The 17,866-nt window shown below is 74.6% G+C and carries 16 protein-coding genes and 1 tRNA gene; 10 read left to right on the top strand and 7 right to left on the bottom strand.

The annotated features are described in order from the left end of the window. Positions 1-9 precede the first annotated feature (9 nt). A complete protein-coding gene (locus ACT7CP_RS08895; RefSeq protein WP_445441952.1) occupies positions 10-1,320 on the bottom strand; it encodes a M20/M25/M40 family metallo-hydrolase in 1,311 nt (436 codons plus the stop codon). 115 nt (positions 1,321-1,435) lie between these two features. Here ACT7CP_RS08895 and ACT7CP_RS08900 point away from each other — a divergent pair. The 3 genes from ACT7CP_RS08900 to ACT7CP_RS08910 all read left to right on the top strand — a co-directional run bounded on the left by ACT7CP_RS08900 (position 1,436) and on the right by ACT7CP_RS08910 (position 3,703). Next, positions 1,436-1,521: transfer RNA gene (locus ACT7CP_RS08900), tRNA-Leu, on the top strand. A gap of 155 nt (positions 1,522-1,676) precedes the next feature. After that, entirely contained in the window at positions 1,677-2,693 is a 1,017-nt protein-coding gene (locus ACT7CP_RS08905; RefSeq protein WP_445441953.1) for a magnesium and cobalt transport protein CorA, read from the top strand. Between the two features lie 44 nt (positions 2,694-2,737). Continuing rightward, a complete protein-coding gene (locus ACT7CP_RS08910) occupies positions 2,738-3,703 on the top strand; it encodes an NAD-dependent epimerase/dehydratase family protein (protein WP_445441954.1) in 966 nt (321 codons plus the stop codon). Between the two features lie 33 nt (positions 3,704-3,736). Here the strand turns inward: ACT7CP_RS08910 and ACT7CP_RS08915 are convergent, their stop codons facing one another. After that, positions 3,737-5,092, bottom strand: coding sequence for a J domain-containing protein (locus ACT7CP_RS08915; RefSeq protein ID WP_445441955.1), 1,356 nt, complete (start codon positions 5,090-5,092; stop codon positions 3,737-3,739). A gap of 247 nt (positions 5,093-5,339) precedes the next feature. Between ACT7CP_RS08915 and ACT7CP_RS08920 the strand changes: the two genes are divergently transcribed. The 4 genes from ACT7CP_RS08920 to ACT7CP_RS08935 are packed head-to-tail and all read left to right on the top strand — an operon-like array spanning position 5,340 to position 9,025. Then, positions 5,340-5,981 (top strand): ABC transporter permease, encoded by a 642-nt coding sequence (locus tag ACT7CP_RS08920; RefSeq protein ID WP_413962854.1) that lies wholly within the window; start codon positions 5,340-5,342, stop codon positions 5,979-5,981. Next, on the top strand, positions 5,974-7,254 hold the full coding sequence (locus ACT7CP_RS08925) for an ABC transporter ATP-binding protein (protein WP_445441956.1): 1,281 nt from the start codon (positions 5,974-5,976) through the stop codon (positions 7,252-7,254). The genes ACT7CP_RS08920 and ACT7CP_RS08925 overlap by 8 nt, the downstream gene beginning before the upstream one ends. After that, a complete protein-coding gene (locus ACT7CP_RS08930) occupies positions 7,251-8,015 on the top strand; it encodes an ABC transporter permease (protein WP_445441957.1) in 765 nt (254 codons plus the stop codon). Before ACT7CP_RS08925 ends, ACT7CP_RS08930 begins: the two co-directional genes overlap by 4 nt. Before the next feature lie 2 nt (positions 8,016-8,017). Then, positions 8,018-9,025, top strand: a complete 1,008-nt coding sequence (locus ACT7CP_RS08935; RefSeq protein WP_445441958.1) for a glycine betaine ABC transporter substrate-binding protein — start codon at positions 8,018-8,020, stop codon at positions 9,023-9,025. 72 nt (positions 9,026-9,097) lie between these two features. Here ACT7CP_RS08935 and ACT7CP_RS08940 read toward each other — a convergent pair whose 3' ends face one another. The 3 genes from ACT7CP_RS08940 to ACT7CP_RS08950 form a co-directional block, all read right to left on the bottom strand. Then, entirely contained in the window at positions 9,098-10,906 is a 1,809-nt protein-coding gene (locus ACT7CP_RS08940; RefSeq protein WP_445441959.1) for a DEAD/DEAH box helicase, read from the bottom strand. Between the two features lie 199 nt (positions 10,907-11,105). After that, positions 11,106-12,287, bottom strand: a complete 1,182-nt coding sequence (locus ACT7CP_RS08945) for an acyl-CoA dehydrogenase family protein (protein WP_445441960.1) — start codon at positions 12,285-12,287, stop codon at positions 11,106-11,108. Between the two features lie 52 nt (positions 12,288-12,339). Next, positions 12,340-13,191: a VOC family protein gene (locus tag ACT7CP_RS08950; RefSeq protein ID WP_445441961.1), complete on the bottom strand. Its 852-nt coding sequence runs from the start codon at positions 13,189-13,191 to the stop codon at positions 12,340-12,342. 127 nt (positions 13,192-13,318) lie between these two features. Between ACT7CP_RS08950 and ACT7CP_RS08955 the strand changes: the two genes are divergently transcribed. Next, positions 13,319-14,110 (top strand): SGNH/GDSL hydrolase family protein, encoded by a 792-nt coding sequence (locus ACT7CP_RS08955; RefSeq protein WP_413962847.1) that lies wholly within the window; start codon positions 13,319-13,321, stop codon positions 14,108-14,110. 42 nt (positions 14,111-14,152) lie between these two features. Here the strand turns inward: ACT7CP_RS08955 and ACT7CP_RS08960 are convergent, their stop codons facing one another. Continuing rightward, positions 14,153-15,367, bottom strand: coding sequence for a D-alanyl-D-alanine carboxypeptidase family protein (locus ACT7CP_RS08960; RefSeq protein WP_445441962.1), 1,215 nt, complete (start codon positions 15,365-15,367; stop codon positions 14,153-14,155). After that, the gene (locus tag ACT7CP_RS08965) at positions 15,364-16,173 is read right to left on the bottom strand and encodes a TrmH family RNA methyltransferase (protein WP_445441963.1); all 810 of its coding nucleotides are present in this window, start codon (positions 16,171-16,173) and stop codon (positions 15,364-15,366) included. The genes ACT7CP_RS08960 and ACT7CP_RS08965 overlap by 4 nt, the downstream gene beginning before the upstream one ends. A 155-nt stretch (positions 16,174-16,328) precedes the next feature. Here ACT7CP_RS08965 and ACT7CP_RS08970 point away from each other — a divergent pair, with 155 nt between their 5' ends. Beyond that, positions 16,329-17,183 carry a Sir2 family NAD-dependent protein deacetylase gene (locus ACT7CP_RS08970; protein WP_445441964.1) on the top strand — a complete coding sequence of 285 codons (855 nt, stop codon included), beginning with the start codon at positions 16,329-16,331 and terminating at the stop codon, positions 17,181-17,183. After that, on the top strand, positions 17,180-17,815 hold the full coding sequence (locus ACT7CP_RS08975; protein ID WP_445441965.1) for a histidine phosphatase family protein: 636 nt from the start codon (positions 17,180-17,182) through the stop codon (positions 17,813-17,815). Before ACT7CP_RS08970 ends, ACT7CP_RS08975 begins: the two co-directional genes overlap by 4 nt. The last annotated feature ends 51 nt before the right edge of the window (positions 17,816-17,866 follow it).

Raw genomic sequence — 17,866 nt, forward strand, 5'->3', positions numbered from 1 at the left:
GGCTCGGTACTAGTAGTCGAGGAGGAGGTCCCGCAGGACCTGCCTCCCGAAGACTAGTGCGTCGAGCGGGACGCGCTCGTCGACGCCGTGGAACATCGCCGGGAAGTCCATGGAGGCCGGCAGGCGCAGCGGCGCGAACCCGTAGCCCGTGATCCCGAGCCGGCTGAGCGCCTTGTTGTCGGTGCCGCCGGAGAGCATGTAGGGCAGCACCTCGGCCTCGGGGTCGTGCGCGTTGAGGGTCGCCACCATGGCGTCCACGAGGGGGCCCTCGAACGGGTTCTCGAGCCCGACGTCCTGGATCACGACCTGCACGTCGACGCCCTCGCCGGCGAGCTCGCGGACCCGGGCGAGCACCGCGTCCTCCTCGCCGGGGAGCACGCGGATGTCGACGAGCGCCTCGGCGGTGTCGGGGATCACGTTGTGCTTGTAGCCGGCGTGCAGGAGCGTCGGGTTCGTCGTGGTGCGGAGCGTGGCGGCGATGAACTTGGATGCGGTGCCCGTGGCGATGGCGAGGTCGTCGGGCGTCACCTGCCGCGGGTCCTGGCCGACGATGCGGGCGATCTCGTCGAGGAGCTGGCGCGTCGTGTCGGTGAGGTGCACGGGCCATTCCTCCATGCCGATCCGCGCGACCGCGCCCGCGAGCCGCGTGACGGCGTTGTCGCGGTTGACCTGCGAGCCGTGGCCCGCGGTGCCGGTGGCGACGAGCCTCACCCAGACGAGGGCCTTCTCGCCCGTCTGCAGCAGGTAGGCGCGCTTCCCGGCGAGGTCGATGGAGTAGCCGCCGACCTCGCTGATGGCCTCGGTCGCGCCCGCGAACCAGTCGGGGCGGTTCTCGACGACGTACGCGGAGCCGAGCACGCCGCCGGCCTCCTCGTCGGAGAAGAAGGCCATGACGATGTCGCGCTCGGGTGCCCGGCCGGACGTGATGATCTCCTGCATCGCGGTGATCATCATGGCGTCCATGTTCTTCATGTCGACCGCGCCGCGGCCCCAGAGCATGCCGTCCTTGATCTCGCCCGCGAAGGGGTCGACCGTCCAGTTCGCGGGATCCGCCGGGACCACGTCGAGGTGGCCGTGCACGACGAGCGCCGGCTTGTCGCGGTTGCGGCCGGGGATGCGCGCGAGGACGCTCGTGCGACCCGGCGCGGCGTCGATGAGCTCGGGCGCGAGCCCCATGTCCTTGAGGTGCTGCTCCACGTACTCCGCGGCCTCCGTCTCCCCCTCCGACCGGCCCTCGCCGTGGTTGGTGGTGTCGAACCGGATGAGGTCGCGGGCGATGCGCGCGGTGGCGTCGAGGTCGTCGGGCAGCGTGTCGGTCATGGGTCCACGCTATCGAGGCCCGGCTGTGCCGTCCGGACCGGCGGGTGGTCGAGAGGGCCCCGGAGCCGTGCTAATGTCGTCTCTCGGCAGCCGGAGACGGCGGGCCGCACATCCTGTCCGGATGGCGGAATTGGTAGACGCGCTAGCTTGAGGTGCTAGTGCCCGTATTAGGGCGTGGGGGTTCAAGTCCCCCTTCGGACACACACGAGAGCCGGTCGGATCCTGAAGGATCCGGCCGGCTCTTCCTCGTTTCCGGGCCGGTCGGTCCCGGGCCGGTCGCTCCCGGGCTCCTCGGCCGGCGTCAGGCTACAGTCGCACTCGGCCCGCGCGGGTCCCGACCCGAGAGATGAGATCCCATGACCGTCGTCGACAGCGCCGTGTACGTCCGAGGGGTCCGCACCGCGGATCCCGAGAGCCTCGACGAGACGTTCGAGGTCATGCGCGCCCGCGAGGGCCTCGCGTGGATCGGCCTGTACCGCCCGGAGCCGGAGGAGATCCAGCGCGTCGCGGCCGAGTTCGGCCTGCACCCGCTCGCCGTGGAGGACGCGCTCACCGGCCACCAGCGCTCGAAGATGGAGCGCTACGGCGACACCTGGTTCGTGGTGCTGCGTCCCGCCCGCTACGTCGACGCCGAGGAGCGCGTGGAGTTCGGCGAGCTGCACGTCTTCGTCGGGCCCGACTTCGTGGTCACGATCCGGCACGCCGAGTCGCCCGACCTCGCCGCGGTCCGCCACCGCCTCGAGGCCGACCGCGACCTCCTCGCCCTCGGCCCGACCGCCGTCCTCTACGCGATCCTCGACCAGGTCGTCGACGAGTACGGGCCGGTCGCCTCGGGGCTCGAGGACGACGTCGACCAGGTCGAGGACCAGATCTTCGGCGCCGACCCCGACGTCTCGCGCCGCATCTACGCGCTGATGCGCGAGGTCACCGCGTTCCAGCGCGCCACGGCCCCGCTCGGCGCCATGCTCGACGACCTGCGGCACCGGGCCGAGGAGCGCGAGGTGGACCTGGAGCTCCGCCGCGGCTTCCGCGACGTGCACGACCACGTGATCCGCGTCGCCGAGCGCGCCGACGCGTTCCGGACGCTCCTGCAGAACGCGCTCACGGTGCACACGACGCTCGTCGGCCAGCGGCAGAACGACGAGATGAAGAAGCTCACCGAGACGAGCCTCGCGCAGAACGACCAGGTCAAGCGCATCTCCTCGTGGGCGGCCATCCTCTTCGCGCCCACGCTCGTCGGCACCATCTACGGCATGAACTTCACCAACATGCCGGAGCTGAGGTGGACCTACGGGTACCCGCTCGCGCTCGGGCTCATGGTCGTGATGGGCGTCGTGCTCTACGCGGCGTTCCGGAAGCGCGGCTGGATCTGATCCGCGGGCGCGGCGGGCGTCCGACGCGCCGATAGGGTGACGGGATGCGCGTCGTCGTCATCGGAGCCACCGGCCACATCGGGACCTTCCTCGTCCCCCGCCTCGTCGACTCCGGCCACGACGTCGTCGCCGTCAGCCGCGGCACCCGCGAGCCCTACCGGGAGTCGCCCCTGTGGGACCGCGTGGAGCGCGTGCAGGTCGACCGCGACGCCGAGGACGCGGCCGGCACCTTCGCCGACCGGATCGCGGCGCTCGCCCCCGAGGTCGTCGTCGACCTCGTCTGCTTCACCCCCGAGTCGGCGCGCCACCTCGTCGAGGGGCTGCGCGGCCGGGTCCGGCACCTCGTGCACATCGGCAGCATCTGGACCCACGGCCTCAGCACCGCGCTGCCGCTGCGCGAGGACGACCCCAAGGAGCCGTTCGGCGAGTACGGCGTGCGGAAGGCGGAGATCGAGCGCTACCTGATCGCCGAGTCGCGCTCGGGCGGCGTGCCCGCCACGGTCGTGCACCCCGGCCACATCAGCGGCGGCGGCTGGCCCGTCATCACGCCGGTCGGCAACCTCGACCCCGGCGTGTGGACCGCGCTCGCCACCGGCAGCCCCCTCGCGGTGCCGGGATCCGGCAGCGAGACGATGCACCACGTGCACGCCGACGACGTCGCGCAGGTCGTGCAGCTCGCCATCGCCAACCGCGAGACGAGCGTCGGGGAGAGCTTCCACGCCGTCTCGGAGCGCGCGCTGTCCGTGCGCGGGTTCGCCCGCGCGGCGGCCGCCTGGTTCGGCCGCGAGCCGGAGCTCGAGCACCTCGACTGGGACGCGTTCCGGGCCCGCACCGGCGGGGATCACGCGGACGCCAGCTGGGAGCACCTCAGCCGCAGCCACGTCGCGAGCATCGACAAGGCCAGGGACGTCCTCGGCTACGCGCCCCGGTACACGAGCGAGGAGGCGGCGCGCGAGGCCGTCGAGTGGATGGTGCGCGCGGGCGAGCTGGACGTGCCGCTCCCCCGCTGACCCCGCCTGGGACGCGGCCGTCCGGCCGGAGCCTCAGACGAAGCGCGCGTCGAGCACCAGGCGCGTGCGGACCGCGAGCAGGCGCTCGGGATCCATCGCGCGGAGGCCGGGCAGGCCCGCGGCGACGTGGTCGGCGAGCAGCGTGCGGGCGACCGCGTAGGCGGGGATCGCCTGCGCGTCGTCGGCCGCGTGCAGCACCACGGGCGCGGCGCCGAGGACCCCGGACGGCAGCGACAGCACGAGGCCGACGACCGGCACCTGCATCTCCGACGCGACCGCGCGCGCCCGGGCGTCGAGGCCGCGGAGCGCGGCGTCGCGGGCGGCCGGGTCGGTCGCGGCGGCGGATCCGTCGGGCACGGACTCGACCGCGACGAGCCCCTGCGGCCCCAGCACGAGGTGGTCGACCGCGTCGCCCGAGCGCGGCACGGCGACGCCGTTCCAGAACGCGTACGACGGGCCGAGCTCCATCAGCTCGCGCGCCGTCTCCTCCTGCGCGACGGCGGCGCGCAGGGCCTCGGCGGCCGCGGCCGGCACCTCGGCGACGAGGTCGGGTGCGTAGGCGTCGGCCTCGAAGCGCCGGCGGAGGTCCTCGAGGCGGGCGAGGCGCGCGCTGTACGCCGCCATGAGGTCGGGATAGGCGCGGAGGGCGCGCTCGTGCGCGAGGACGTCCTCCTGGAGCCGCGCGGCCGCCCGCCGACGGGGCTCCTCGGCGCGGAACCAGGCGCGACCGGCGGGACCCGCGGCCGCGAGGCCCGCCGCGGCGCCGACGACCAGGCCGACGACGGCCGCGAGCGCGCCGAGGCCCGAGACGAGCAGGACGAGGGCGAGCAGCACGGCGACGACCGGCGGCGCGATGGCGCGGGCCCGGCGGACGTAGGGATCCGGACGGTCGGAGAGGGCCGGTCCGCCGCGCGGCGGGACGGGCGTCGCCGGGACCGACGGCTCGACGGGATCCGCCAGCCACTCGCGGACCAGGGCGAGGTAGCGGAGCCGGGCGAACCCGCCCGGGTGGCCGAAGCTGCGGGTGCGGGACGCGGGCCGCTCGCGGGGCGCGCCGGGGCGGCCGCGGCGGGCGGCGGGGTCCCACGCGGCGGCGGTGGGGGCCGACGCGGACGACGCGGGACGGGCGGGGCGGGCGGGGTCGCGGCCGGCGGCGTCCTCCGGGAGCGGTGCCTCGCGGAGCCCCCGCTCGTAGCGGGCCCGGCTCTCGGGGTCGCCCACGGCGGCGAACGCGTCGCGCACGGCCTGGAAGCGCTCGGCGGTGCCGCCCATGTCGGGGTGCGCCGTGCGGACCCCGCGGCGGTAGGCCCGGCGGATCTCGTCCTGCGTGGCGGACGGCTCGACGCCGAGGATCGCGTAGGCGTCGGCGTCGCGCGACGGGACGGGCATCGTTCACTCCTCGCGGGTGCCGGTCGGGCGGCTCCCCGATCAGGATCGTAGGCGAGGGCGCCTGGGCGCGCCCCGTGCGGCGTCCCTCTCCCCCGGCGCGGGCGTCCGGGCGCGGGCGTCCGGGCCCGGGAGTGCGCGCGATAGCAGGCGCAAGCCCCCTCGGCGAACTTCTCATGATCGGGAGGCTTGCGTAGGGTGACCAGAGCCGACTCCCTCCCGGTGCCCGACCCATGCAGAGGAGATCGTCATGTGGGACTTCCTGTCCGAGCGCTCGGACCAGATCGCGTTCTCGGCGTGGCAGCACCTCAGCCTCGTGGTCCAGTGCCTCCTCCTCGCCACGGTCATCGCGGTCGGCATCGCGGCGCTCGTCTACCGCAGCGGCCCGCTCCGCTCGCTCGCCAACAGCGTCTCCGCCATCGGCCTGACCCTCCCCGCCTTCGCGCTCGTCGGCCTCCTGATCGCGCCGCTCGGCTTCGGGGTCGCCCCCGCCGTCGCGGTCGTGACCTTCTTCGCCGTCCTGCCGATCCTCCGGAACGCGGTCGTCGGCCTCGCCGGGATCGACCCGGCCGTCGTCGAGTCCGCGCGGGGCATCGGCATGAGCCGCGTACGCACGCTCCTCCGGGTCGAGCTTCCGCTCGCGTGGCCCGTGATCCTCGGCGGCATCCGCGTCTCGGCGCAGATGGTGATGGGCATCGCCGCCGTCGCCGCGTACGTGCTCGGCCCGGGCCTCGGCGGCTTCATCTTCTCCGGGCTCTCGCGGCTCGGCGGCGAGAACTCGATCGAGTCCGTCCTCACGGGCGTCCTCGGCGTCGTCCTCCTCGCCCTCCTGCTCGACCTCGTCCTCGTCGGCATCGGCCGGCTCACCACACCGAGAGGCATCCGTGTCTGAGACCACCACCCCTCCCCGCGCCCCCGAGGTCAGCGGGCGCTCGATCCTGCTCGACGGCGTCACCAAGCGGTACCCGGGCCAGGCGAAGCCGGCCGTCGACGGGATCACGCTGGAGATCCCCGCCGGCAAGATCGTCATGCTCGTCGGCCCGTCGGGCTGCGGCAAGACCACGACGCTGAAGATGATCAACCGGCTGATCGAGCCCACCGAGGGCCGCGTGGTGCTCGGCGACGAGGACGTCACCGGCATCGACGGCGACGAGCTGCGGCGCCGCATCGGCTACGTGATCCAGGCCGGCGGGCTCTTCCCGCACATGACGGTCGCGGCGAACATCGCCGTGGTGCCGAAGATGCTCGGCTGGGACGCCGCCCGGATCCGCGCCCGCGTGGACGAGCTGCTCGAGCTCGTGTCGCTCGACCCGGCGCAGTACCGCGACCGCTACCCCAAGGAGCTGTCGGGCGGCCAGCAGCAGCGCGTCGGCGTGGCCCGCGCGCTCGCGGCCGACCCGCCCGTGCTCCTCATGGACGAGCCCTTCGGCGCGGTGGACCCCATCACCCGGCAGCGGCTGCAGGACGAGCTGATCCGCATCCAGGCCGAGCTGCAGAAGACCATCGTCATCGTCACGCACGACTTCGACGAGGCCGTGAAGCTGGGCGACTGGATCGTCGTCTTCGCCGAGGGCGCGCGCATCGTGCAGTACGACACCCCGGAGCGGATCCTCGCCGAGCCCGCCGACGCGTTCGTGGAGGAGTTCATCGGCTCCGGCGCCGGGCTCAAGCAGCTCACGCTCCGCCGCGTCGACGAGGTGCCGCTCGCGAGCGCCGTCCTCGGCCGTCCGGGCGACGCCGCCGCGGACGTGCTCGCGGGCATGGACGCGGCCGGCCACCAGCACGCGGTCATCATCGACGCCCGCGACCGCCCCATCCAGTGGCTCTCGCGCCGCCAGCTCGGCCGCATCGACTTCGTGGGCGACGGCGCGGAGCCCGGCCTGCCGGTCGTCGGCAACCGCGCGACCCTCAACGACGCGCTCGACACCATGCTCGTCTCGAGCGCGGGCGCCGCGCTCGTGACGGGTCGCGGCGGCGCGTTCCTCGGCGTCATCGACGTCGAGACCGTGATGGACGCCATCACCCGCGCCCGGGCCTCCGCGGCCGGCGGGCTCGACGGCGCGCCGGTCGGCACGAACACGGGCACCATCGGCACGGTCGGCGCCGACGCCGCGCGCGCCGCCGCCGTCGCCGCGCCCGCCGCGCAGGACGGGCAGGACGGATGAGCGCCGCCCTCGACGCCAGCGCCGGGATCGCCGGCGGCGCGCGCTCCTGGCGCGGGCTCGTCGCGCAGCCCGTCGCGATCGCCGCGGTGCTCGGCGCGTACCTCGTCTGGCTCGCCGTCGCGCCGTTGAGCGCGCAGGAGCGGACCACCCTCGCCCCGGCCGCCCTCGGCCGGTCGACCCTCGAGCACCTCGGGCTCACCTTCTCCGCCGCCGTGGTCGTGCTCGTCATCGCGGTGCCGCTCGGCGTTCTGCTCACCCGGGGCCGGCTCCGGCGGTACTCCGGCCCGGTCCTCGCGGTCGCGAACTTCGGCACGGCGGCTCCCGCCATCGGCCTGGTGGTGCTCCTCGCGATGATCATCCCGAACGGGTTCCAGGCGAGCCTCGTGGCCCTGGTCCTCTACGCCGCGCTCCCCGTGCTCGGCAACACGATCCTCGGGATCCGCGGCGTCGACGAGCGGCTCGTCGAGGCCGGCCGCGGGATGGGCATGAGCCGCGGCGCGGTGCTGTTCCGCATCGAGCTGCCGCTGGCCGTCCCCGTCATGCTCGCCGGGATCCGCACCGCGCTCGTGCTCCTCGTGGGCACCGCGGCCCTGGCCGCGTTCGTCAACGGCGGCGGGCTCGGGATCCTCATCACCACGGGCGTGAACCTGTACCTCTACCCCGTGCTCGTCTCGGGCGCCCTGCTCATCGCGCTCCTCGCGCTAGCCATCGACTGGCTCGGCCGCGTCGTCGAGCACGTCGCCCGCCCGAAGGGACTCTGACCGTGACGACCCTCCCCCGCTCCACCCGCCTCCGCCGCGCGCTCGGCGTGCCCGCCCTCGTGGCCGCGGCCCTCGCGACCCTCACCGGCTGCGGGCTCCAGCCGGCCACCGCCTACGTGCCGGAGGTCGCGCCCGGCTCGATCCAGCCGCTCGACCTCCCCGACGGCGCGGGGATCACCATCACGTCGAAGAACTTCACCGAGCAGCTGATCCTCGGCAAGATCGCCGTCCTCGCCGCGAAGGCCGCGGGCTTCCAGGTCACGGACAAGACGAACGTCCCGGGCAGCGTCCCGGCCCGGGAGCTCATGACGAGCCACGGCGCCGACATGACGTGGGAGTACACGGGAACCGCCTGGCTGAGCTACCTCGGCGAGCCCGAGGGCATCCCGGACCAGCGCGCCCAGTACGAGGCCGTGCGCGACGCGGACCGCGCGAACGGCCTCACCTGGCTGACCCCGGCGCCGCTCAACAACACGTACGCGATGGCCATCCGCGAGGAGGAGGCCGACCGGCTCGGCGTCACGAGGATGTCGCAGATCAAGGACCTGCCCGTCGGCGACCGCACCTTCTGCGTCGAGGCGGAGTTCAACTCCCGCCCGGACGGCCTGTCGCCGCTGCTCGAGGCGTACGGCATCCCGCGCGGGTCCGACGAGGGGGTGCCCGACGGCAACGTGAGCATCTTCGACACGGGCGCGGTCTACACGGCGACCGACCGCGGCACGTGCGCCTTCGGCGAGGTCTTCACGACGGACGGCCGCATCGACAAGCTCGGCCTCCGGATCCTCGAGGACGACCTCGGCTTCTTCCCCGCCTACAACGTCGCCGCCGTCCTCGACACCCGGACGCTCGAGGAGTACCCGGGCCTGCAGGACGTCTTCGACCGCGTCTCCCTCGTCGTCACCGACGATGCGCTGCGCGAGATGAACCTCCGCGTCGACGACCAGGGCGAGGAGCCGGCGGACGTCGCCTACGAGTTCATGGTCGACAACGGGTTCGTGACGGAGCCCTAGCGAGGCGACGCGAGTGCGGACGCGCTAGCTGCGCATCCACCCGCGGAGCTGCCCCCGCATCACACGGACGCGCTAGCTGCGCATCCACTTGCGGAGCTGGTCGATCCGCTGCTGCAGCTGCGTGACGCTGCACTGGCCGACCGCGGGCCCGCCGCACACGCGCCGCAGCTCGGCGTGCACGAGGCCGTGCGGCTCGCCGTGCAGCTTCGCGCGCATGCCGACGAGGCTGTTGAGGAGCTGCCGCTGCTCCTTGAGCGTGCGGTACAGCGGGATGTCGTCGGGATCCTTCGGGGCGCCGCTCTCGGCCTGCTTGCGCTCCCGCTCGGACGCGTGGCGGGACTGCCGGTGCTGCCGCTGGGCGAGGAGCTCGCGCACCTGCTCGGGCTCCAGGATGCCGGGGAGCCCGATGAACTCCTCCTCCTCCAGGCTGCCGACGTCGGCCATCTGCCCGAACTCGGCGCCGTCGAAGAGCACCTTGTCGAAGGTCGCCTCGGATCCCATGGCCTCGAAGGAGAACTCGCTGAGCAGGGAGTCGGACCCCTTCTCGCTGCGGTTCGCCTCGCCCATCATGGCGTCCTCGGGGTTGTAGAGGTCGCCCTCCTTCGAGGAGTCGCGGTCGAGGGCGTGGTCGCGCTGGCGCTCCAGCTCGTTGGCGAGCACGAGGAGGTTCGGGACGCTCGGCAGGAAGATCGAGGCGGTCTCGCCGCGGCGCCGGGCACGCACGAAGCGGCCGATCGCCTGCGCGAAGAACAGCGGGGTGGACGCGCTGGTCGCGTACACGCCGACCGCGAGCCGGGGCACGTCGACGCCCTCGGAGACCATGCGCACCGCGACCATCCAGCGCGAGGTGCTCGCCGAGAACCGGTCGATGTTGGCGCTCGCCTCGACGTCGTCGGAGAGCACGAGCGTGACCGGCTGCCCGCTGATGCGCTGGAGGATCGCGGCGTAGGCGCGGGCCGTGGTGTGGTCGGTGGCGATGACGAGGCCGCCCGCGTCGGGGATCGACTGCCGGACCTCGCTGAGCCGGCGGTCGGCGGCCTGCAGCACCTGCGGGATCCACTCGCCGTCGGGGGCGAGCGCCGTGCGCCACGCCTGCGACGTGATGTCCTTCGTGTTGCCCTCGGCGAGCTGCGCCTCCATCTCGTCGCCCATCTTGTTCCGCCAGCGCATGCTGCCGGCGTAGGCGAGGAAGATGACGGGCCGCACGACCCCGTCGGCGAGCGCGCGGCTGTAGCCGTAGTCGTAGTCGGTCTGCGAGAGGCGCACGCCGCGGTGGTCGCGGAGGTAGCTGACGAACGGGATGGGCGCGGTGTCGGAGCGGAACGGCGTCCCCGTGAGCGAGAGCCGGCGCGTGGCGCGCTCGAAGGCCTCGCGGATCGCGTCGCCCCAGCTGAGCGCGTCGCCGCCGTGGTGGACCTCGTCGAGGATCACGAGGGTGCGGCTCTGCTCGGTCATGGTCTTGTGCAGGTACGGGTTCGCGGCGACCTGCGCGTAGGTGACGGCCGCCCCGTGGTAGTGCCGGCCGAGGGCGCCGGAGGAGTTGCTGTACATGGGATCGAGGCGGACGCCCGCGCGCGCCGCCGCGTCGGCCCACTGCTTCTTGAGGTGCTCCGTGGGGGCGACGACGGTGATCCGGTCGACGGTCTTGCGGTGCAGCAGCTCGGAGGCGAGGCGGAGGGCGAAGGTCGTCTTGCCGGCGCCCGGCGTCGCGTTGGCGAGGAAGTCGCGCGGCTCGTTCTCGAAGTACGCGGTGAGGGCCTCCTCCTGCCAGGCCCGCAGCTTGCTGACGGTGCCCCAGGCGGCGCGCTCCGGGAAGGCCGGCGAGAGGTGCTCGGCCGCGGCGGATCCGACGTGCGGAGGAGGGGTCGGCAGGGTGCTCACTCGACCTCACGATACCCGCACCGGGTGACGCTCCCGACGATCGCCGGCGGGTCGCGGCGGGGCGGACCGGACGGATCGGCGCGGTGGCCCGGGCGTCGTCGGCGTGGCGCGGCGGGAGCGGATCCGCGCCCGCGCGACGGGCCGGGCGCGTCGCGGCGGGAGGCGTCCGACGCGCTCCCACCCCTCCCCCGGGCGGCGTTCAGGACGGACGCGGCACGGCTCCGAGTAGCGTGGTCGCGATGGTCTCGGCGGCCTGCCGGTCGCTCGACGGGTGGAAGCCGCCGGCCAGCACGTCGCGGTACAGGCGCCCGAGCTCGTCGCCCGTGCGTAAGGATCCCCCGCCCGCGACGGCGACGGCCCGCTGCACGACGTCGGCGGCCGTGCGGGTCGCGCGCACCTTGGCGCCGACGAGGAGGGACGCCCAGCTGTCGCCGTGGTCGACGCCCCGGTCGACGTCCGCGGCGAGCGCCTGCAGCTGCGGCAGGAGCGCGTCCTGCGCGAGGGCCGCCTCCGCGACGAGGTGGCGGATGCCGGGGTCCGTCGCGAGCGTCCGGCCGCCGGCCGCGAGCGAGGTGCGGCGGAGGGCGGACTCCACGGCGAGGTCGAGCGCGCGCTGCCCGATCCCGGCGTACACGGCCGCCACGAGGAGCTCGAACGCCTGCAGCACGGCGAGCACGAAGGGGTCGTCGCGGCGGCCGTGCTCGCGGCGGCGGACCACGTCGCGCGGCTCCGCCCGCACGTCCCGGAGCACGACGGTGTGGCTCTGCGTGGCGCGCATGCCGAGGGTGTCCCAGTCGGGGACGATCTCGAGGCCGGCCGCGTCGCGCGGCACGAAGGCGTGCACGAGGAGCGGGCGCGCGGGATCCGCGTCGTCGCGCCCGAAGAGGCCGAGGCGGGTCCACGCGGGCGCCATGCTCGAGGACACCTTGGTGCCGGTGAAGCGGTAGCCGCCGTCCGCGTCGGGCTCGGCCCGCGTCAGGGCGTCGGCGAGCGCCTGGTCGTTGCCGGGCTCGCTGATGGCGAAGGCCAGCAGCTCGTCGCGGCCGGCGTCCTCGAGGACGCCGCGGAGGGAGTCGTCGCCGCGGTCCGCGAGGATCCGGGCGACGGCCGTCCAGACGAGGTGCATGCCGACCCCGAGCGCGGTGGCGGGCGCCGCCTGCGCGAGGAGGTGCTGGGCGCGCACGGCGTCGGCGAGGGACGCGCCCGATCCGCCGAGCTCCCGCGGCACGAGCAGCCGGAGGTGCCCGGCGGCGCGGAGCTCGTCGAGGTCCTCGGCGAAGAAGGCGTTGCGGGCGTCGTACCCGGCGGCCCGGGAGCGGATCCGCCGCAGCAGGGCGCCGTCGAGGTGCGCGAGCGGGTCGGCCGGGGCGGCGGGCGTCATGCGCCCAGTCTCCCCCGCCCAGGACACTGCGCACCCGGCCGCGGACGAGGGCTCAGCCGGCCGACAGCACCAGGGCGTTCCCCCACGGGTCCTCGAAGGCGAGCGCGCGGCCGTCGTCGCGCGTGGCGACGCCGACCCGGCGGAGCCGCGCGTCCACCGCCTCGACCTCGTCGCGCGTGGGCACCTCGATGCGCACCGTGCCGAGCCCGAGCGTCGCCGGGCGTCGGCCCGCCCCGCGGCTGTTCCAGGTGTTCATGGCCATGTGGTGGTGGTACCCGCCGGCGGAGACGAAGATCGCGGATCCGTGCCATCCCGCCACGAGCTCGAAGCCGAGCGCCTCGACGTAGAAGGCGGACGCGGTCTCCGTGTCGCCGACCTGCAGGTGCACGTGGCCGATCCCCGCGGCGTCGGAGGCGGCGTCGGCCACGGGCGCGAGCTCCTGGCGCAGGAAGGCGTTCGGGTCGAGCCGCAGGCTGTCCATGACGACCCGGCCGTCCTGCCACGTCCACTCGTCGCGCGGGCGGTCGGTGTAGAGCTCCACGCCGTTGCCCTCGGGGTCGGTGAAGTAGAAGGCGCGGCTCACGAGGTGGTCGGCGCTCCCGGTGAAGGTGCCGGGCGCGCGTCGCGCGACGGACGCCACCGACCGCGCGAGGGCAGCCGGGGCGTCGAACAGCACGGCCGTGTGGAAGAGGCCGGCGTTCCCGGGGCTCGGCAGGTCGAGCCCGTGCGCGGGCTCGAGGACCACGGCGGGGACCCCCGCCCGCCCGAGCGTCGTCGACTCGACGCCCTCGGCGAGGACGTCGAGGCCGACGGCGTCGCGGTAGTAGGCGGTCATCCGGTCCAGGTCGCCGACCAGCAGGGTCACGGGACCCATGGACGTGTCGGCGGAGAGCAGGTCGGGCATGGGTCCTCGTTCCTCGGGCGCGCATCAGGTTGCTTGAATGCTCAACTATCGGAGGGGTCCGGGCATTCCCGCAGGCCGGGGCGAGGGCGTTCCTATGATGGGAGGCGTCCCACCCGGAAGGAAGCGCATGACCGAGCCCCATCCCTGGCGCCGCTACGTCGCCCTCGGCGACTCCTTCACGGAGGGCATCGGCGATCCCGAGCCGGGCAGCCCCACGGGGCACCGGGGCTGGGCCGACCGCGTGGCCGAGGTGCTGGCCGACCAGGTCGAGGGCTTCTCGTACGCGAACCTCGCGATCCGCGGGCGCCTCCTCGCGCAGATCGCGGACGAGCAGGTCGAGCCGGCCATGGCCCTGCACCCCGACCTCGTGTCCCTCTCCGCGGGCGGCAACGACATCCTCCGCCCCGGCGCCGACCCGGACCGGCTCGCCGACCGCCTCGACCGCATGGTGGAGCGGCTCTCGTCGGAGGGCGCGACCGTGGTCCTCTTCACGGGCACCGACGTCAAGTTCTCCCCCGTGTTCGGCCGCCTCCGCGGCAAGGTCGCCATCTACAACGAGGACATCCGGGCGATCGCCGCCCGGCGCGACTGCATCGTCGCCGACCAGTGGGCGCTCACCGAGATCCAGGACCCGCGCATGTGGGACGTCGACCGGCTGCACCTCGCACCCCTCGGCCACCACACGGTCGCGCGCATGGTGTTGCAGGCGCTCGCCGTCGAGAACGACCTGCAGCCGCTCCGGCCCGAGCCGCTCCCGACGCGCACCTGGCGCCAGGCCCGCGCGGGCGACATCGACTGGGCCCGCTCCTACTTCGTGCCGTGGGTGCTGCGGCGCCTCCGCCACCAGTCCTCGGGCGACGGGCGCACGGCCAAGCGGCCCGACGCGTCGCCGTGGACGCGCCCGGACGCCGCGGGCTGATCCCGGGATCGACCCTCCCGGCGTGCCCGGCGTGCCCCGCGGTCAGCCCAGCAGCTCGCCCGGGTTCGCGAGGCGCCACCAGCCGTCGGGGCCGGGGATCGCCCGGTCGAGCGCCAGCGGCACCTGCACGGTCTCCTCGCCGGCCGTGACCGTGGCCGTGCCCACCGGCGCACCCGCCTCGGCCTCGGCCGTGCCGGACGCCTCCACCGTCGTCGTCACGGGCGTGTCGCCCCAGACGAGCAGCGACTCGTCGGCCGTGCTCACCGCCTGCGCCGTCGCGCCCCACGCGGTCGTGTAGTCGGCGAACGGCTCCCCCGCCGTCGCGACCCGCACCACGTGCATGTTGGCGGTGACGGTCGGCAGCAGCGCGAGCACCTGGCGCGCGAGCTCCGCGTGGTCCCGCGCCCCGAGGGTCACGCCGACGAGCGTCACGTCCCGGTCGCCGACCTTCGTGTCCACGGCCCAGAGCAGGCACTTGCCGGCCTGCTCGAGCGTGCCCGTCTTGATGCCGCGGAACCCCGGCACGTCGGCGAGCAGGTTGCGGTTCACCACGGCGCCCACGCCCGCGACGTCGGCGCTCCGCTGGTCGACGATGTCCGCGAGCACCGGGTCGGCCAGCACCATCTCCCCGATGCGGACGAGGTCAGTGGTCGTGCTCACCGTGTCGGGCGAGAGCCCCATCGCGTCGGCGACGTGCGTGCCCGTGAGGCCCTGCTCGGCCAGCCACGCGTTCGCCGCCTGGACGAAGGCGTCGTTCGACCCGAAGGCCCAGACGCCGAGGGCCGCCGCGTAGTTGTTGGCGCTCGCGAGCAGCGCGCCCTCGAGGAGGTCGCGCTGCGAGAGGCTCGTGCCGGGCACCGCGGGCTCCACGATGCCGTCCTGCTTGAGGATCTCGACGCGGAGCGCCTCGTCCTCGGCGGTGAAGGTGACCTGCGGCCCCTCCTCGCCGGCGGCGAGCGGCTTCGCGCGCAGCACGACGAGGGCGGTCACGGTCTTGGTGATGCTCGCCATGGGCCGAGGGACCGGCGCCTCGTCGTCCGTGGCCAGCACGCCGTCGAACCCGATCGCGCCGACGGCCGAGACGCCCTCCCCCGGCCAGGTCTCCGGGGTCGCGACGTTGACGACGGGATCCGGCGCGTCGACCTGCGCAACCGCGGCCGGCGGATCCGCCGTGAGGGTCACGGGGACGTAGACGCCCGCCGAGACGACGAGCGCGGCGGCGACGCCGGCGAGGGTGGCGCGCCGGGCGCGGCTCACGCCGGGACCCGGAGGGCGTAGAGCGCGACGGCGCTCGCCGCGGCCACGTTGAGCGAGTCCACGCCGTGGAGCATCGGGATCACCACCGTCGAGTCCGCGTGCCGGAGCGCGTGGCGGCTGAGCCCGTCCCCCTCGGTCCCGAGCACGAGCGCGATCCGCTCGGGCGGATCCGCCGCGAAGGCGTCGAGCGTGACGGCGTCGTCCTCGAGGGCGAGCGCGGCGAGGTGGAACCCGGCCTCGTGCAGGAGGGGCGCGGCCTCCGACCACTCGGGCAGCCGCGTCCACGGCACCTGCAGCACGGTGCCCATGCTGACCCGGACGCTCCGGCGGTACAGCGGGTCGGCGCAGCGCGGCGTGATGAGCACCGCGTCGGCCCCGATGCCCGCGACGGCGCGGAAGATCGCCCCGACGTTCGTGTGGTCGACGATGTCCTCGAGCACCACGACCCGGCGGGCGCCGCGCAGCACGTCGGCGACGGCGGGCAGGGGCGGGCGGTGCATCGCGGCGAGCGCCCCGCGGTGCAGGTTGTAGCCCGTGAGCCGCTCCAGCACGGCGGGCGCGCCCACGAAGACCGGCACGTCCGGGAAGCCCTCGAGGAGCGGGGCGACGTCGTCGAGCCACTGCTCCTGCACGAGGACCGAGCGCGGCACGTGGCCCGCGGCGAGCGCCCGCCCCATGACCTTGGTGGACTCGGCGATGTACAGGCCGCCCTCGGGCTCGCTCACGCGGCGGAGGGCCACGTCGGTGAGGCGCGAGTAGTCCTCGAGGCCCGGGGAGTCCAGGTCCTCGATGCGGTGGATGTGCACGCCGGTCCTCTCTCCGTCCGCCCGCGACGGGGGCGGCGCCTGCTCGCGCGGAGCCTTCGCGGGGATGCGCTGTCTAGACTCGGCAGGACAATGATGCCCTGCCCCGTCGCCGCCCGCCGACAGGGCGAGGCGTCCGCTCGGCACCGGGAGGCCCCATGAGCACCGCTCTCCGTGATGATCCCCGACCCCCCGCGGGGTCGACGATCGCCGAGGCCGTCGAGCTGATGCGCGGCCGCCGCACCGCCGTCCTCACGGGCGCCGGCCTCAGCACCGACTCCGGCATCCCCGACTACCGCGGCGAGGGCGCCCCCAAGCGGAACCCGATGACGTTCCAGCAGTTCCGCAGCGAGGGCGACGACTTCCGCCGCCGCTACTGGGCGGGCGGCCACCTCGGCTGGAAGGCGTTCAGCTCCGCGCGCCCCAACGACGGCCACGCCGCGCTCGCCGACCTCGAGCTCGCGGGCGTCGTGGGCGGCGTCGTCACGCAGAACGTCGACGGCCTGCACGAGCGCGCCGGGTCCCGCCGCGTCGTCAACCTGCACGGCTCGCTCGACCGGGTCCTCTGCCTCGAGTGCGGCCAGGCCTACGCGCGCTCCGCGATCGCCGAGCGCATCAGCGCGGAGAACCCCTGGCTCGACCAGCCCGACGCGGTGGAGCTGAACCCGGACGGCGACGCGCAGGTGCACGACGTCGACCGGTTCCGGATCCCCGTGTGCAGCGTCTGCGGCGGCATGCTGAAGCCCGACGTGGTCTTCTTCGGCGAGCTCGTGCCCACCGAGCGCTTCCGCGAGGCGAGCGCCATCGTCTCCGACGCGGACGTGCTCCTCATCGCCGGGTCGTCCCTCGCGGTCAACTCCGGCATCCGCCTGCTCGAGCTCGCCCGGAGGAGCCGCATGCCGATCGTGATCCTCAACCGCGGCGTCACCAAGGGCGACACCCGCGCGACCGTGCGCCTGGAGGGCGGCACGAGCGAGACCCTCCGCGCCATCGCGACGGAGCTCGCGTCGTGACGCGCGTCGTCCTCGTCCGCCACGGCCGCACCGCGTGGAACGTGGAGCGCCGCGTGCAGGGGTCGAGCGACATCCCCCTCGACGACACCGGCCGCGCGCAGGCCGCCACCGCGGGCGCCCTCCTCGCCGAGGCGGTCGCGGGCGGCGCCGGCTGGGACGCGATCCACGCGAGCCCGCTCAGCCGCGCCTTCGAGACCGCGTCGATCATCGCCGAGCACCTCGCGCTCGGCGGCGCCCCGACGCCGGGCCCGATGCCCGAGCCCGCGCTGGCCGAGCGCCGCTACGGCCTCGCGGAGGGGCTCACGCACCAGGAGATCGAGGCGCGCTTCCCCGACGGCGACGTGCCGGGGCGCGAGACCGTCGAGTCCGTGACCGAGCGGGCGGGAGCCGCGCTCCTCCGCCTCGCCGAGATCCACCCGGGCGGGTCGATCATCGCGGTGTCGCACGGCGGCGTCATCGCGGCGCTCGCGCGGAGCCTCGACGCCTCGCTCGTCGGGCGCCCCGGCCCCATGATCGAGAACGGCTCGGCGCACACGTTCGGCGTGGTCGACGGCGAGCTGTCGCTGCTGCGTTTCGGCGGGGTCGCGGACCTCGGGGCGATCGCCGACCTCGACACCGCGCGCCGCGCCTGAGCCGCCGCCGGATCCACGTCACCTGACCGCGGCCCCGCGCGTCCCGGGAGC

The sequence above is a fragment of the Clavibacter rahimiani genome (genome assembly GCF_052654495.1).